Genomic DNA, 15,182 nt, shown 5'->3' on the forward strand with positions numbered 1-15,182 from the left:
TGTATTGGCGAGGTCAAAAGCCCGTGAAAAAAACGTCAACGGCTGCAACCAAGGTGTACGGAGAAGCAACTGCCCGAGTCCGGACTGGATTCCACCCGGACTTCCCAACCCTGCTGCTGGCAAATGCGCCTGACCAGCGAGAGCCCCAGGCCCAGACCTTCGCCGCGGGCCTGCTGGCCGCGTACGAAACTCTGGAAGATGCGTTCCTGCTCTTCCTCCGGAATGCCCTGGCCACTGTCTTCGACCCGGAAACCGTCTGCCGCGAGGATCAGCCGCACCGCACCCTGTTCAGTGTAGTGAAAGGCATTGCGCAGCAGGTTGGACATGACCGTGCGCAGTTGCGGGGCTTCATAGCGGTCCGCGCTGGAGCCTTCGTCGATCAGGGCGAACGCCAGGCCCTTGGCCTGGAACTGGGGCATCCACTGGCGGTACTGCTCGGCCGCGAGTCCGGACAGGGCAACTTTCTCGGCGATGCCGCTTTCCTCCTGGCCGGCTCGCGCCAGGCGCAGGAAGGTCTGCACCAGATCGTGCATGTCAGCGCTGGCGCGAGCGATGCGGGCGACCTGGGCGCGCTCGCTGGCGGTAAGTCCGGCGGCGTCCAGCAGCAGCTCGCAGGAGGTGGCGATGACCATCAGCGGGGTGCGCAGTTCATGGCTGACATCGCTGGTGAACAGCCGCTCGCGCTCCAGTGAATGGCGGAGCTGGCCGAGGGTCTCGTCGAAGGCGGCGGCGAGCCGACCGACCTCGTCGTCCGGGTAGTCGGGCGACAGCCTGGGTGCCATGGGCAGCAGCTGGTCACGATGGCGAACCTGTTGCGCCAGGCGTCGAACGGGTGCCATCACCCGGCGTGCGAGCAGGCGTCCAAGTCCCCAGGCGCCGAACACGCTGAGCAAGAAACCGGCCAGGACTACGTCGAAAAGGACCTGCTCCCGGGCCTCGAACTCGTGCTGTTCTTCCACCAGCACGTCCTCATGGCTGCCGTGGCTGCGCTTGAATACGTAGTAGGCGGCGTCGCCATCGAGCACCTCGGAGAAGCCTTCCGGCAGACCGGTGAAACGCGGTGGCAAGGCATCACGTCCGCTGTGGGAACTGAAGAAGCGGGTATTGGCATCGATACGCGCAACCGTGTCCAGCTTGAGCTCTTCGTCTATCGCATAGTCCAGTTCCCGGCCCATCTCCTCTGACACCAGGTGCTCTTCGATGAAGTGCACGATGGCGACGATTCCCAGGGAAAAGGTGCCGCCAACGATCAGCGTCATCAACACGAAGGCGAAGATGATCCGTCGCTCAAGTGGCTGCTTCCCGCCCATGGCGTCGACCTATTTCCTTGCAACGGTGAGGCCGCTGGTACGGCAGGAGGCGAACAGATCCAGGCCTTCCCGGTATTCACCGGTCTGGACCTGCAACAGACCCAGCATCGAGTGGAAGAGGTTGTCCTGGCTCAGCGGCTTGTCGCGCTCCCTGGACAGGCAGCCGGTGTCCAGGGCGAACTCCCTGCGGTAGCTGTCGGAGAACCAGGTGAGCATGGCCACGTGCTTCTGCTGGTCGGGGGCCAGCACATAGGGCGTGCCATGCAGGAAAAGGTTGTACTCGCCGAGCGATTCGCCGTGGTCGGCGAGGTAGATCATGGCCGTGTCGACCTTGTCCTGGTTCTTGCGCAGGAGATCGATCAGGTTCGACAGCACGTAGTCGGTATAGACCAGGGTGTTGTCGTAGGCGTTGACGATGCTTTCCTGGCTGCAGTCGTTCAAGGCATTGCTGTTGCACACCGGGGTGAACTTCTCGAAACGCTTGGGATAACGCTTGGCGTAGTCCGGGCCGTGGCTACCCATCTGATGCAGGACCAGCACCGAGTCGTCCTTGAGCTGGTCGATGTAGGCTTGCAGGTCCTTGAGCAGGATTTCATCGTGACACTCGCCGCCACTGCACAGGACGGGGTCCTTCAGGTGGCTGAGGTTTTCCTGGGTAACGCGGTCGCAGGTGCCCTTGCAGCCGGACTGGTTGTCGCGCCAGGTCACTGCGAGGCCCGCATGCTTGAGCACATCAAGCAGGCCTTCCTGGCTGCGGGCGCGGGCGGCGTCGTAGTCGCCGCGTCCCATGTTGGAGAACATGCAGGGCACGGAGACGGCAGTCTCGGTGCCGCAGGAACGCACGTTGCTGAAGGCGGTGACGCCTTGCTGGCCCCGGAGTAGCGGAGAGGTGTCGCGTGCATAGCCGAGGATGCCGAAGTTTTCCGCCCGCGCGCTTTCACCCACGACCAGGACTGTCAGCGACTTGCGCTGGTGGGTCTGCCAGGCCGGCGCCTTTTTCGCATCGGTGCCGATCTGGCGCAATGGCTCCTTGGCCACCACCAGTTGTTCGCGCACATAGCCAAAGGAGGCGTTCAGGTAGTTGCTGGGCACCACCAGCAGACGCAATTCGTGGTGGTTACGGAACAGCGACGCCAGGCCTTGGTAGTTGGCCAGTGCGACCACTCCCAACACAGTCAGCGAGCCGACTGCCAGGGCTAGCTTGCCCAGCAGTTCACGGCGCAGGGGCTGGTGGCGGACCGGCAATTTCCACAGCAGCCAGCTCGGCAACACACCGAGGATGAGGACGAACAGCAGCAGCTTGAAGGAAAGCAGGTCGCGAACTTCGTTGACGTCGGTTTCCGCGACGTTGCGCAGCATGTTGGCGTCGATCAGCACGCCGTACTGGCTCATGAAATAGGCGACCCCGGAGCTGGCCAGGAACAGGAAGATCAGCACCGGTTTTAAGACCCGGCGGAAGGAAAGCAGGGCGAGTACGAAGTTGAAGATGGCCAGCACCATGACGCCGAAGGCCATGCGCATGCCGAGTCCGTCGGCATCGGCCGGGACTATGGCGAAGACATGCCGCCAGAGCGGGAAGTTGTAGACCGAAAGCAGCAGGAGGCTGGCCAGGAAGGCCAGGGCTTCGGGGCGGATGGAAATGCGTTTGAACATGGGCCGCTCGCTTGGGACGTATCCCTCGTGGATACGGCGCGCAGATTAGGAACGGCGGAATCAAAACTTCGTGAAAAAAATCTGGGGAAAATGTCGAGGTTGTGAAGGCGATGTCGGGGGTGTTGTGGGGGCGAATTCATTCGCTATGGGCAGCGCAGCTGCCCTCATTCAGGCTTGAGGCGAACCTTTGGTCCGCTTGGCGATTGAAATCGCCCCCACAGATCGAGTTGGGACCGTGGCCTTACTGCGCGGCAACTTCCGGCAGCACCGGAATGTGCTCCAGTTGCAGGCGCTCACTGCTCCAGGCGCGGACCTGGTTGGTCAGCTCCAGGTCGTTGTTCAGCTTGCGCCCGTAGGAAGGAATGATCTCCTTCAGGCGGGCTTGCCATTCCGGGGTCTGGACCTTGTCCTTGAAGGTCTTCTCCAGCACGGTGAGCATGATCGGCGCAGCAGTGGACGCACCCGGCGAGGCGCCCAGCAGCGCGGCGATGCTGCCGTCGGCGGAGCTGACGACTTCGGTACCGAACTGCAGGATTCCGCCTTTTTCGGCGTCCTTCTTGATCACTTGCACGCGTTGGCCAGCGGTCAACAGCTCCCAGTCCTCGTCCCTGGCTTGGGGGAAGTACTCGCGCAGTTCATGCATGCGGTCGGCCTGGCTGAGCATCAGTTGACCCATCAGGTAGGTGCTCAGCGGAATGTTGTCCAGGCCGGCGTTGGTCATCGGGCCGATGTTGTCGGTGGTCAAGGCGCTGAACATGTCCAGCAGCGAGCCGTTCTTCAGGAACTTGGTGGAAAAGGTGGCGAAGGGTCCGAACAGCAGCACTTTCTGGCCGTCGATCACACGGGTATCCAGGTGCGGCACCGACATGGGCGGCGAGCCGACCGACGCCTTGCCGTAGAGCTTGGCCTGATGCTGGGCCACCACCTCGGGATTGCGGGTGACCAGGAACTGGCCGCCCACCGGGAAGCCGGCATAGCCCTCGGCTTCTGGAATGCCGGATTTCTGCAGCAGCTTGAGGGCGCCACCGCCAGCACCGATGAAGACGAATTTCGCCTTGACGCTGCGTACGGCCTCGTCGTTTCCGAGGTCGGCGACGACCACAGTCCAGGTGCCGTCGTCGTTGCGCTTGATGTCGCGGACTTCGTGCTTGAGGTTGAGCGAAACCTTGTCGCTCCTGGTCAGCGAGTCGATCAACTGGCGGGTGATCTCACCGAAGTTGACGTCGGTGCCGATGGCCATGCGCGTGGCGGCCACTTTCTGTTCGGCAGGACGTCCTTCCATCGCCAACGGGACCCACTTGCTGATCTGCTCATGGTCTTCGGAGTACTCCATGCCACGGAACAGCGAGCTGTGCTGCAGGGCGGCGTGGCGCTTCCTGAGGAACTCGATGTTGTCGTCGCCCCAGACGAAGCTCATGTGCGGCACGCCGTTGATGAAGGACTTGGGATTTCCCAGCACGTTGCGCTCGACCTGGTAGGCCCAGAACTGTTTGGAGATCTCGAAGGATTCGTTGATCGCCACGGCCTTGCTGATGTCGATGCCGCCGTCTGCGGTTTCCGGTGTGTAGTTCAGCTCGCAGAAGGCGGAGTGGCCGGTGCCGGCGTTGTTCCAGGGGTTGGAGCTTTCCGCGGCGACCTGGTCGAGGCGTTCGTAGATGTCGATGCTCCAGCCCGGCTCCAGTTCGTGGAGATAGGTGCCGAGGCTGGCACTCATGATGCCGGCGCCGATCAGCAGTACGTCGACCGACTTCTCCGCCTCCGGTTGCTTGGCACAGCCGAGCACCGTGAGGCACAGGAGTCCTAGGAGGAGTTTTTTCATGGGACCGTCCCTTTGCTATTTCTCGAAAAGGGCGGTGGGTAGGCAAATGCCGTGCCGTATAGGCGAAAACCCCATGAATCGATTCACTTTGCGCGATTCAAGGCTTACACGGGGGTGGGCAGGTGGCGGATATCCGCCCGATGAGTGGGAATCCCGCCCTGCTTGCGGCGGATACCCGCCAGGCACAGGGTGAGTTGCTGGTTCAGCCGCGATCGATCCGGAAGCGGCAGACCTGCCCCTGGCGCACCATGCATTCGAGGTGATCAACCGTGCCGCCGCCGAGGGTACCGATCAGCGCGAGGTCCAGCTCGCAGACCTCCGGATGCAGCGCCGCAAGGTGATGGAACACGCAGTTGTGGGCGACGATCTCGGCTTCGCCACCGGAGCGGAAGAAGACCTCGGCCTCGTAGCCGGCTTCGTGCATGTGCTGGGCGATCCGGGGCTCATCCACGACCTTCGTTTCGATCTCGCCGGCCAGACGGCGTCCGAGGCCACGCATGAGTTGGATCAGGGCGTCGTGGCCGATGAGGCTGGCCACTTCGCCAATCAGCAGGTCGGCCAGTAACTGGTACTGGCGGGGAAATAGCTCCCGGCCACGCGGGCTGAGCCGGTAGAGCTGCTCGGGGCGGCGGCCGGTAGGTCGCGTTTCGCCCCGCAGTATCAGCCCGTCGCGCTCCAGCGCGGCCAGGTGCTGGCGGATCGCCGTGCGGGTCACCGCCAGGTGGTTGGCCAGTTCGTCGATGCTCATGCCGCCCGGTTGATAGAGCAGGGCGCCGAGCAGGTCCTGTTGGGTACGTCCCATTCCTTGAAGCATCGATTACCTCGACAGACCGGAGTCAGAACTTGTCAGGGAATTGCTTGACCAGCGCAGCGGCCAAGGTATCGGCCAGTACCTGCATGTGCTGGCGCATGGCTGTCCAGGTCCTGGCCTCACCTGCGAAGTCCCCTGTGCTCAGCTCGTCGATTTGCGCCACATGGTGTCCGCCATGGGCGCTGAGCATGTTGATCAGGGCGTCTTCAGGCAGGTTCGGGTTGGCACTGGAGAGGAACTTGGCGATGCCTTTGGCATTGCGGGTGAGGTCGGTGACCGCGGCTTTCTTGCCCGCATCATCCTTGGCCACGGCCGCATCGCTGTAGTGCTTCACGGCACTCCAGTGGCCGGCCAGCAGTTCCAGCAACTGATCCGCGGCTGGCTGGCCGTAGAGCGGGGCGATGCTGTTGGCGATTGCCTTGGCGTTGTCCACCACCTGCGTGGCGGCTGCGTCGGCCTGCTTGCGCTGGCCGTCCTGATTGGCGACGACGTAGTTCCTGACCCAGAAGATGTGTTCCACCCACAGGTCGCGTAGCGCCAGTCGGGTTGTCAGTGCGGCATTGTCAGCGCCGGAGGCAGCCGTTTGTTGCGCGGCCAGGCTCCAGGTGGGTTGGACGAGTGCTACAAGCAGCAGTAAAGCCAGTGTCCTGAGTTTCATGACGGGCCCCTCGTGTTACGGATTGTCCTGCAAAATAAATTAAAGCATAAAAAAATGTCATTATTGATTTTGAGGTATCCGCTGATCGGAACCCTCAGTGCTTCTTCTGTAGCCAGTTGAGGAAACCGGTCTTTTTCACGGCCTGGGGTTTCTGCATTAACAGGTTGCGGCTGGCCTGTTCGCGGAAGGTGCGCAGATGGATGAGGGCGGCGCGGACTTCCACACGCGTATCCAGGAATTTGCTCATGGCATCACGCTCGATGCGGTAAAGCACGCAAGCAGTGAGGGCGGTGAACTGTGCCTGGGACGGTGCGTTGCAGCCGATGCCTTCCTCGCCGATGATTTCCCCCGGCCCCATGCGGCCAGCTTCTATCAGCTTCCCGGTGCTGTCCGGCACTGCGGCGGAGACCACGCCCGTACCGACGATCAGCAGCCCTTCGGCCACTTCGCCTACCGCCATTACCACCTGGCCGGCAGAAAACGCGAGCGGCGCCATGGCTTCGCTGAGTTCGTCCTTCTCTCCATGGCTGAGCGCGCGGAAGATCTTCACCTCTTCCAGCAGCAAGCGTGGCCGCGAGGAGGGCTGCGGTGCATCTTCTCCGGTGAAGGTAATGCCGGCCGCTTCCAGATGCCTGTGCGCCAGGTCGTACATCAGGTTACGCACCTCGGTCTTGTTCTCTCCGGTGCGGATGAAGCCACTGATTTCGTACTCCATGGACTCCAAGTCCGAGCCCTTGATCGCGACCTTGGGCTTGGGGTTGGTCAGCAGCGCACTGATGCTCTGGACCGCCCTTTCCAGGGCCTCCAGTACACGGCGTGGACGCACCTGGGTAGACACCTGAACGGTGATCGACACGCTGGTCAGCTCATAGGGTCGGCTGAAGTTGTGCACCTTGGTCTTGGCCGCCACCGAGTTTGGAACCACGACGGTGCTGCCTTTGTTGGTCAGCAGGTGGGTGGCGCGCCAGTCGATTTCCACCACCTTGCCTTCGGTGCCGTCGATGGAAATCCAGTCATCCAGTTGGTAGGGCTTGGTGGTGTTGAGGACGATGCCGGAGAACACATCGCTCAACGTGCTCTGCAAGGCCAGGCCGATCACGATCGCCATGACCCCGGAGGTGGCCAGCAGGCCCTTCACCGGCAGCTGCATCACATAGGCCGCGGCGGCTACCACCGCCACCAGGAATATCACCGCGCCCAGCACGTCCTGGAGCAGTCGGCCGGCATGGCCGATGCGCGGCATCAGAAGGCCCAGTACCACGGTGGCGGTGCGGGCACCAAACAGCCACCAGCCGATTTCCATCGCGGTGGCCACCAGGTTGAGCGTTGGATCCGACCACGTCGGCGGCTGCAGGGGGCTCATGCCGGCATCGATGATCACGGCGCTGAACAGCACGAACAGCAGCAACCGGCAGACCACCCGCCAGGTCTGCTGTTCGGCGGGAATGATGCGCCAGGTCGAAAGGTCGATCAGGATCAGCAGGGCGCCGAAGGCCAGGGGGTGGCTTTGAATGAAAGCGAGCATGAATTCCGTTCCGCGAGAGGGCCTGCATCACGTTAGCAGACCGCCGTGTCGACCGGTGAGCCCCTCCATCACTGGTCGTCAAAATGCATGCGGTGGCACTCAGGGCCCGCCTTCAGCGAAGGGGTTACGGCCCTCGGAAACGGAGACCAGCGGGTCGTTCGTGGGATAGCTCCACTCCTTCGGCAGCCCCTCCGAATCGGATTGCCACGCCTGTTGTGAGCTGCTTCCTCCTGCTGGCGCTCAGGGTCAATCGTCGGATGCCGTCTCACGACCGCTGACGGTGCGCTTGGTCGCTCGCCGTGGTCAAAGCCCAATGGAACAGTCCCGGAGGACGCATGACCAGGATCGCCTTGAGCCTCGCATTGTTCGCCACTTGCAGTCTCGACGTGACGGCTGCGGCCTGCCCGCCGGAGCAATACGAAGTCTGCGTGACGGATTGCGTCTGCCTGCCCGACGTACGCGGAGTGCTCGGGCCGCTACCGGGCGAGGTGAGTCGGGTGGCGTCCGGCGCCTTGCAGCAATGGTTGGTGCAGGCCAGGGCCGATGCCCTGGCCAGCGGGGTCGAGCCGATGCCCCCAGCCATCCGCGAAAAGCTGACGCCTTACTTCGACGCCGCGCTGCTGGAGGGCGCGCGCTATCGCATCGGCGACAGCAGTGAATTGGGCGCGGCCAGTGCGATGCTGCATGACCCGGATATCAAGGCAGTGACCCTTGTAGACGTCATCCTCTTTCGCGATCGCGAAGGAGCGCTGGACGATGTGGCGCTCTGGGCCCACGAACTGGTGCATGCGCAGCAGTACCGGGAGTGGGGCGTGGAAGGTTTTGCCAGCCGCTATGCCGAGGACGCCGACAGCGTGGAGCAACCGGCCTACGAGATGCAGTTCCGGGTGGCGAAGGCATTGCGGGGGAAGTGAGTTGACCGGGGCCGGATGCAGGGGCAGGCATTCTTGGTTACTTCTTTTTGGTTCGGCATCCCGACGTTTGAAAGAAGTGACTCGCCGGGGAGGGCAAAACCAGAAACATCCGCAGAACTCGGCAAGCAGCCTGGCCCAGGACGTTCTAGCAGCCCCCGGCAGACAGCATTCAATCCCGCTGCGGAATCCCCAGCCCGCGTACGACTGCCGGGCGTGCCAGGAAGGCTTCCAGCACCCGCTTCACGTTGGCGAAGCGCTCGAACCCGACGAGCTCACCCGCCTCGTAGAAACCCACCAGGTTGCGAATCCAGGGGAAGGTGGCGATGTCGGCGATGCTGAACTGCTCGCCCATGATCCAGTCCCGACCTTCCAGGCGCTGGTCGAGCACCGCCAGCAGGCGTGCCGACTCCTGCACATAGCGGTCAAGGGGGCGTTTGTCCTCGTAGTCCTTGCCGGCGAATTTGTTGAAGAAGCCGATCTGGCCGAACATCGGGCCAATCCCGCCCATCTGGAACATCAGCCACTGGATGCATTCGTAACGGCCGGCCGCGTCCTGCGGGATCAACCGGCCGGTCTTGTCGGCCAGGTAGATGAGGATCGCGCCGGACTCGAACAGGGGCAGTGGACGGCCGTCTGGTCCATTGGGGTCGATGATGGCGGGGATCTTGTTGTTCGGGTTGAGGGAGAGGAACTCCGGCGACATCTGGTCATTGCGTTCAAAGCTGACCAGGTGCGGTTCGTAAGGCAGACCCGTTTCCTCCAGCATGATGGAGACTTTGACGCCATTGGGCGTCGGCAGGGAATAGAGCTGCAGGACGTCCGGCCGGGTCGCGGGCCATTTGCGGTTGATGGGGAAAGCCGAAAGATCACTCATGAGTTGGACTCCCTGTTCGAAATAAACGGATGGGAAACCTTACTCGCCTGCTGCCGGGTAGCGAAAGGCCGAAAGCAGGCAGGAGCGGGCTCCGCTCGCGAACTTCACGGCGTCCAACCTTGAGCTTCAGTCGCGATCCGGCGCTCCCAGCGGGAACAGTGGCCGATACGGGCGCGCCTCATCTACTGCACGGGCGATCGAAGGATGCGCAAGCAAGCGTTGCCTATAGTTGCGCAGGTTGCTGAAGGTCGCATCGATCGGGTGTACCCAGTCGGCGTAGAACAGCGAGGGCGCAGCCGCGCAGTCCGCCAGGCTGAAGGCGTCGCCGGCAGCCCAGGTTCGCCCTGCGAGCTTCCCCTCGAGCCAGGCGTAGCTGCGCTCCAGCAGAGCCTTGGCGTCCGCCACCCCACAGGCATCGCGCTGGCCCTCCGAGCGCAGGCTATCGAGCACCGGCTTCTGCATGGGTGTCATCACGTACAGGTCGAAGAAGCGATCCAGCATCCGCACCTCCAACGCCATTTCCGGCTGCTCGGGGATCAGCTTCACCGGCCCGGCATGATGCTGCTGGAGGTATTCGATGATGATGCTCGATTCCATCACCGGCCGCTCGCCGTCCAGCAGCAGCGGAAACCGCTGCAACGGCCAGAGGCGCTGGAACTGCTCGGCGGTGGCCGGATCGTCCGGCGACAGCAGGCGCATCTGGAACGCTGTGTCGTTCTCGTAGAGCGCGATCAGGACCTTCTGGCAGTACGACGAGAAGGGATGCGCGAACAGTTGCAGGGACATGGGTGACTCCTGGAAAGAGGATGGCTTCGCTGACTGGTCGTTTGGCGCAGGGAGAGATCGACACATCGGGCTGTTGGTCGGTTCCTGCGCAGGCTCAGCAACAAGCTAGCGGATCTCTCCCTGGAGTGCCGCCTCGAAGAACGACGAAATCAGCAGGCTGTTGCGCCGTTCCGCCAGGCAGTAGAGGTAGGTTTCGGTGTGCACCGGATCACCCTCGATGCGGATCGGCTTGATCCGCGGGTCCGGAATGAATTCCGCCTCGGACACCGCACCCAGGCCGATCCCGCGCACCACCGCCTCGCGCAGGGCCTCGCGGCTACCGATTTCCATGGCGATGCGTGGCGTCACGCCGGCCTGCGCCAGCGCCAGCTCCAGGGCTGCGCGGGTGGTGGAGCCAGCCTCCCGTTGCAGCAGTGGCTGACCCTCGAGTTCCCCCAGCGCAATGCTGTCGCGGCGGGCGAGGGGATGGTCGTGCCGGGCGAACAGGATGATGGCGTGGCGGGCGTAGCGCACGGTGCACAGGCCCGGGTCCTCATGCAGGCCGGCGAGCACGGCTATGTCGGTGACGTACTGCTCCAGGTCGGCCAGCACCTCGGCCGAGTTGCCGACGCGGATCGACACCTCGATACGCGGATGGCGCTGGCGGTAGTGGTCGACCATTTCGATCACGTGGAAAGGGCCCACCGCGCCCAGCTTGAGCTGGCCACTGTCCAGGCGCCCGGAGTCCCGCAGCAGGTTGTGGGCTTCCAGCTCCAGGGCGGCCAGGCGCTGGGCGATGGGCAACAGCTGCTGGCCGACATCGGAGAGCTCGATGCGCCGTCCCCGGCGGTGGAACAGCTCGACATTGTGTTGACGCTCCAGGCTCTGCACCTGGGTGGTCAGGGTGGGCTGGCTGAGCCCCAGCGCGCGGGCCCCGGCGCTGAAACTTCCATGCCTGGCCACAGCGAGGAAAGCGCGCAACTTGGCGGACGACATCCATAGGTTCCTTCAATAGTTTCCTGTCGAAACCCATATTGAATTGATCGTATGACTGTCACGTGACCTTCCTAGCCTGTGCCCATTCCAACCACAACCGCTGGGAATGCCATGAAAAACCTCGCCAAGTTCCTCCGGGTCGCCGGTATCGTCCTGCTCCCGCTGGTCGCCGCCACCTCTGTCCAGGCCGCCGAAAAACTGACTATCGGCCTGATCCCCTCGGAAGATTCCCAGGCCATGATCGAGTCCAGCAAACAGGTGCTCGACCGCCTGGAAAGCCAGCTCGGCATGCCGGTGGAACCCTTCGTCGCCACCGACTACAACGGCATCATCGAGGCCCTGCGCGCTGGCAAGCTGGATGTGGCCTACCTCGGCCCGTTCTCCTACGTGCTCGCCACCACCGTGGCGGATGTCGAGGCGTTCTCCGTGGCGGTGACCAAGAAGACCGGGCAGAGCGCCTACAAGAGCCTGATCCTGGCGCGCAAGGACAGCGGCATCCGCAACCTCGCCGACCTCAAGGGTCACACCTTCGCCTTCGTCGACCCCAGTTCGGCGTCGGGCCATCTGTTCCCCAAGGCGGGCCTGGAACAGGCCGGCTTCGAACCCGACAAGCTGTTCTCGCGGGTGATCTTCTCCGGCTCCCACGACGCCAGCATCCTCGCGGTGGAGAACCAGAAGGTGGACGCCGCCGCCGTGGCCGACCGCATCCTCGCCGGGGCGGTGGCCAAGGGGCTGGTCAAGCAGGACGACTTCCAGGTGGTCTGGACGTCCCGTCCGATCCCCGAGTCCCCCATGGTCTGGCGCAAGGACATGGACCCGGCGCTGAAGCAGAAAGTGGCTGCTGCGCTGGCCTCGATCAAGGATCTGCCGTGGGGCGACCAGGGTCAGCTTGACGGCTTCCAGCCCACCAACGACGCGGCCTACGACGTGGTCCGCGAAACCGCCAAGGTCCTCGATCTCGACCTGCGGAGCATGAAATGATCAGGGTTCGCCAACTGACCAAGCAGTACGGCAGCAATGCCGTGCTGCGTGGCATCGACCTCGATATCGAGGCCGGCGAGTTCGTCGTGGTGCTGGGCCAGTCGGGTGCCGGCAAATCGACCTTGCTGCGCTGCATCAACCGCCTGGTCCAGGCGGACTCCGGCAGCCTGGAGGTGGCGGGGATCGATGCAATCGGTTGTCGCGACACCCGCGCCCTGCGCCGCCAGGTGGCGATGATCTTCCAGCACCACAACGTGGTGCCGCGGCTGTCGGTACTGAAGAACGTGCTGACCGGCCGTCTTGGATCGGTGTCTACCCTGGCGTCCGTGCTGCAACTGTTCCGTCGCGAGGACCTGGCCCTGGCGATGGACTGCCTGCAGCGGGTCGAGCTGGCGCACAAGGCCCAGGAGTGCACGGACGCGCTGTCCGGCGGGCAGAAACAGCGGGTGGGCATCGCCCGTGCGCTGGCCCAGCGGCCCAGGGTGATCCTAGCCGACGAGCCGGTGGCCAGCCTCGATCCGAAGACCGCGCGCCTGGTGCTGCAATACCTGCGCGATGCCAGCCGCGAGCTGGGTATCACGGTGGTCTGCAACCTGCACCAGGTGGACTACGCCCGCGAGTTCGGCGACCGCATCGTTGGCCTGGCCCATGGCCGCCTGGTGTTCGATGGCGACGGCGCGAGCCTGACCGAAGCCGACCTGCAACGCATCTATCCCGGCCATGCGCCGGAACCCGAGGAACTGCACGGCTCCGGGCGGGCGCAACTGCGCTATGCCGCCGGGCTGGAGGGTTGACCATGCAACGAAGCAACTACACCTGGACCCTGGACCTGCCGCAGGGCAGCCGTGGCTGGCTCGGTACCGGCGCGGTGGTGCTGGCGGTGGTCCTTGTTCTGCACTGGAGCGCCACGGGCGCGCAGCTCAGCCTCGGCAAGCTGGCTGCCGGCCTGCCGCAGATCGGTGACTTCCTCGGTCGCACCATGCCGCCGGATTTCAGCATCCTCCCCAGGCTGCTGGCGCCGGCCCTGGAAACCGTGCAGATCGCCATCTGGGGCACGCTGCTCGGTGTGCTGCTCGCCATCCCGCTGTCCTTCCTGGCCGCGCGCAATCTCACGCGCAACCGCTTGCTCTACGGCGCCACCCGGCAGTTCCTCAACCTGACGCGCAGCATCAACGAGCTGATCCTAGCCCTGGTGTTCGTCTCGGCAGTGGGCCTGGGACCTTTTCCCGGCGTGCTGGCGCTGGCGCTGCACGGGCTGGGCATGCTCGGCAAGTTCTTCGCCGAGAGCATCGAAGAGATCGACCAGGGCCCCATCGAGGCGCTCCAGGCCACCGGCGCGCGGCCGCTGCAGGTGATCGTCTTCGGTGTGCTGCCGCAGGTGATCACGGCGTGGATCGCCGTGGTGCTCTACCGCTTCGAGGTCAACCTGCGCTCGGCCACCGTGCTCGGCATGGTCGGCGCCGGCGGTCTTGGCTTCGAGCTGGTCAGCAGCCTCAAGCTGTTCAAGTACCAGGAAACCGCTACCTGCATCATCGTGATCACCTTGATGGTGATCATCGCCGACACGGCTTCCAGCCGCCTGCGCAACGCCATCCAGCGCGGCGCCTCTCACTGATCCGACATTGACCACCAGCCGCCCGGCATGACGCCGGCGCGGCCGGAGAAGGCCTGTGCGTCTGTATCGGCCTGGCCGATGCACGCCTGCAATTAATCGATTTGAGCCGTTGTCGGGCAGGGCTGACCATGCACCCACCTTCCGACAACAACAAGAAAGGAGCCACCATGACTGCCCGTTTCCATAATCCGGTCGATACACGCTTCGGCTGCGGCAGCCTCCGTGATCTCGCGTCCCTCACCGAGAACCAGAAGGTCGCCCTGGTGATCTTTCCCGAAGCCCGTGCCCTGGGTCTGCTGGGTCGCCTCCAGCTGCTGCTGGGCGAGCGCCTGGTGCACGTGGTGGAGGATGTCCAGCCCAACCCCGACGTTGCCCAGCTCCGCCACACCTACGAGCGCTTCTGGCGTGAGGCGGCTGACTGCCAGACGGTCATCGCCGTTGGTGGCGGCAGCGCCATCGACACCGCCAAGGCGCTGATCGTTGGCACTGAATCCGGCAGCTTCGACGAGTTGCTGGGGCTACTGTCCACCGGCCAGGACTTCGTGCCGGCCCGCGCCAAGTCGCTGATCGCCGCGCCCACGACTGCCGGCACCGGGAGTGAAGTGACGCCCTGGGCGACCATCTGGGATGCGGGCAACCAGAAGAAGTATTCACTGCACCTGGACTGCACCTGGCCGAAGGTCGCCATCGTCGACCCGGAGCTGATGCTGACGGTCCCTGCCGGTGTCACCGTCTCCACCGGCCTGGACGCGCTGTCCCACGCCCTGGAATCGATCTGGAACGTGAACGCCAATCCGCTTTCGGACACCTTTGCCGTGTCCGCCATCGAGGACATCCTTGACTGCCTGCCGCAGTTGCGTCGCGACCTCGGCAACAGGGAGCTGCGTTCGCGCATGGCGCTGGCGGCGCTCAAGGCCGGCATGGCGTTCTCCAACACCAAGACCGCGCTGGCCCATTCCATTTCCTACGAGATGACCCTGCGCTACGGGTTGCCCCATGGCATTGCCTGCTCCTTCACCCTGCCGCTGGTGCTGGGCCTGGCCTGGGGCCGCGACGAAGCCCGTGACCGCACCCTGCAACGGGTGTTCGGCCCTGACCTGCGCAAGGCCCAGGCGCGCCTGCGGGAGTTCCTCCACAGCCTCGAGGTGAAGACCGAGTTCGGCGACTACGGCGTGACAGCCAGGGAAGCCGAGGAGATCATCGAATTCGCCATGCAGGGCGCACGAGGCAAGAACTTCATCGGTTCGCGAGCCGCCTAGGG

General features: G+C 63.9%; 14 protein-coding genes. 5 read left to right on the forward strand and 9 right to left on the reverse strand.

Annotated elements, in window-relative coordinates; all coding sequences use genetic code 11:
* Positions 1 to 35 precede the first annotated feature (35 nt).
* The 6 genes from SA496_RS10005 to SA496_RS10030 form a co-directional block, all read right to left on the reverse strand.
* Positions 36 to 1,310 (reverse strand): sensor histidine kinase, encoded by a 1,275-nt coding sequence (locus SA496_RS10005; RefSeq protein ID WP_330115356.1) that lies wholly within the window; start codon positions 1,308 to 1,310, stop codon positions 36 to 38.
* 9 nt (positions 1,311 to 1,319) lie between these two features.
* On the reverse strand, positions 1,320 to 2,963 hold the full coding sequence (locus tag SA496_RS10010; protein ID WP_153921361.1) for a phosphoethanolamine transferase: 1,644 nt from the start codon (positions 2,961 to 2,963) through the stop codon (positions 1,320 to 1,322).
* A gap of 241 nt (positions 2,964 to 3,204) precedes the next feature.
* Positions 3,205 to 4,782, reverse strand: coding sequence for a malate:quinone oxidoreductase (locus tag SA496_RS10015; protein ID WP_120651361.1), 1,578 nt, complete (start codon positions 4,780 to 4,782; stop codon positions 3,205 to 3,207).
* Between the two features lie 202 nt (positions 4,783 to 4,984).
* Positions 4,985 to 5,596 carry a helix-turn-helix transcriptional regulator gene (locus SA496_RS10020; RefSeq protein ID WP_120651360.1) on the reverse strand — a complete coding sequence of 204 codons (612 nt, stop codon included), beginning with the start codon at positions 5,594 to 5,596 and terminating at the stop codon, positions 4,985 to 4,987.
* A 22-nt stretch (positions 5,597 to 5,618) separates the two neighbouring features.
* Entirely contained in the window at positions 5,619 to 6,251 is a 633-nt protein-coding gene (locus SA496_RS10025; RefSeq protein ID WP_120651359.1) for a hypothetical protein, read from the reverse strand.
* A 94-nt stretch (positions 6,252 to 6,345) separates the two neighbouring features.
* The gene (locus SA496_RS10030) at positions 6,346 to 7,776 is read right to left on the reverse strand and encodes a mechanosensitive ion channel family protein (protein ID WP_120651358.1); all 1,431 of its coding nucleotides are present in this window, start codon (positions 7,774 to 7,776) and stop codon (positions 6,346 to 6,348) included.
* Between the two features lie 335 nt (positions 7,777 to 8,111).
* Here SA496_RS10030 and SA496_RS10035 point away from each other — a divergent pair, with 335 nt between their 5' ends.
* Positions 8,112 to 8,690, forward strand: a complete 579-nt coding sequence (locus SA496_RS10035) for an eCIS core domain-containing protein (RefSeq protein ID WP_120651357.1) — start codon at positions 8,112 to 8,114, stop codon at positions 8,688 to 8,690.
* Positions 8,691 to 8,859: 169 nt separating this feature from the next.
* Here the strand turns inward: SA496_RS10035 and SA496_RS10040 are convergent, their stop codons facing one another.
* From SA496_RS10040 to SA496_RS10050, 3 genes are all read right to left on the reverse strand, one after another.
* A complete protein-coding gene (locus SA496_RS10040) occupies positions 8,860 to 9,564 on the reverse strand; it encodes a glutathione S-transferase N-terminal domain-containing protein (protein WP_120651356.1) in 705 nt (234 codons plus the stop codon).
* Positions 9,565 to 9,690: 126 nt separating this feature from the next.
* Positions 9,691 to 10,350, reverse strand: a complete 660-nt coding sequence (locus SA496_RS10045) for a glutathione S-transferase family protein (RefSeq protein ID WP_330115357.1) — start codon at positions 10,348 to 10,350, stop codon at positions 9,691 to 9,693.
* Positions 10,351 to 10,455: 105 nt separating this feature from the next.
* On the reverse strand, positions 10,456 to 11,325 hold the full coding sequence (locus tag SA496_RS10050) for a LysR substrate-binding domain-containing protein (protein WP_330115358.1): 870 nt from the start codon (positions 11,323 to 11,325) through the stop codon (positions 10,456 to 10,458).
* Positions 11,326 to 11,436: 111 nt separating this feature from the next.
* Here SA496_RS10050 and phnD point away from each other — a divergent pair, with 111 nt between their 5' ends.
* The 4 genes from phnD (at position 11,437) to psrA (ending at position 15,180) form a co-directional block, all read left to right on the forward strand.
* Entirely contained in the window at positions 11,437 to 12,306 is an 870-nt protein-coding gene (gene phnD / locus SA496_RS10055) for a phosphonate ABC transporter substrate-binding protein (protein ID WP_330115359.1), read from the forward strand.
* Entirely contained in the window at positions 12,303 to 13,100 is a 798-nt protein-coding gene (phnC, locus tag SA496_RS10060; RefSeq protein ID WP_330115360.1) for a phosphonate ABC transporter ATP-binding protein, read from the forward strand. The genes phnD and phnC overlap by 4 nt, the downstream gene beginning before the upstream one ends.
* 2 nt (positions 13,101 to 13,102) lie before the next feature.
* A complete protein-coding gene (gene phnE / locus SA496_RS10065; RefSeq protein WP_330115361.1) occupies positions 13,103 to 13,921 on the forward strand; it encodes a phosphonate ABC transporter, permease protein PhnE in 819 nt (272 codons plus the stop codon).
* Between the two features lie 167 nt (positions 13,922 to 14,088).
* A complete protein-coding gene (gene psrA / locus SA496_RS10070; RefSeq protein ID WP_153921345.1) occupies positions 14,089 to 15,180 on the forward strand; it encodes an iron-containing alcohol dehydrogenase PsrA in 1,092 nt (363 codons plus the stop codon).
* Positions 15,181 to 15,182: the final 2 nt, after the last annotated feature.

Source organism: Pseudomonas sp. JS3066 (assembly GCF_036328175.1).
Lineage (GTDB): Bacteria > Pseudomonadota > Gammaproteobacteria > Pseudomonadales > Pseudomonadaceae > Metapseudomonas.

Bases quoted from the DNA above. Each gene is read 5' to 3' on its own strand.
- phnC (WP_330115360.1), top strand. From the start codon at position 12,303: ATGATCAGGGTTCGCCAACTGACCAAGCAGTACGGCAGCAATGCCGTG.
- SA496_RS10020 (WP_120651360.1), bottom strand. From the start codon at position 5,596: ATGCTTCAAGGAATGGGACGTACCCAACAGGACCTGCTCGGCGCCCTG.
- phnD (WP_330115359.1), top strand. From the start codon at position 11,437: ATGAAAAACCTCGCCAAGTTCCTCCGGGTCGCCGGTATCGTCCTGCTC.
- SA496_RS10005 (WP_330115356.1), bottom strand. From the start codon at position 1,310: ATGGGCGGGAAGCAGCCACTTGAGCGACGGATCATCTTCGCCTTCGTG.
- SA496_RS10010 (WP_153921361.1), bottom strand. From the start codon at position 2,963: ATGTTCAAACGCATTTCCATCCGCCCCGAAGCCCTGGCCTTCCTGGCC.
- SA496_RS10035 (WP_120651357.1), top strand. From the start codon at position 8,112: ATGACCAGGATCGCCTTGAGCCTCGCATTGTTCGCCACTTGCAGTCTC.
- SA496_RS10030 (WP_120651358.1), bottom strand. From the start codon at position 7,776: ATGCTCGCTTTCATTCAAAGCCACCCCCTGGCCTTCGGCGCCCTGCTG.
- SA496_RS10015 (WP_120651361.1), bottom strand. From the start codon at position 4,782: ATGAAAAAACTCCTCCTAGGACTCCTGTGCCTCACGGTGCTCGGCTGT.
- SA496_RS10045 (WP_330115357.1), bottom strand. From the start codon at position 10,350: ATGTCCCTGCAACTGTTCGCGCATCCCTTCTCGTCGTACTGCCAGAAG.
- SA496_RS10050 (WP_330115358.1), bottom strand. From the start codon at position 11,325: ATGTCGTCCGCCAAGTTGCGCGCTTTCCTCGCTGTGGCCAGGCATGGA.
- phnE (WP_330115361.1), top strand. From the start codon at position 13,103: ATGCAACGAAGCAACTACACCTGGACCCTGGACCTGCCGCAGGGCAGC.
- psrA (WP_153921345.1), top strand. From the start codon at position 14,089: ATGACTGCCCGTTTCCATAATCCGGTCGATACACGCTTCGGCTGCGGC.
- SA496_RS10025 (WP_120651359.1), bottom strand. From the start codon at position 6,251: ATGAAACTCAGGACACTGGCTTTACTGCTGCTTGTAGCACTCGTCCAA.
- SA496_RS10040 (WP_120651356.1), bottom strand. From the start codon at position 9,564: ATGAGTGATCTTTCGGCTTTCCCCATCAACCGCAAATGGCCCGCGACC.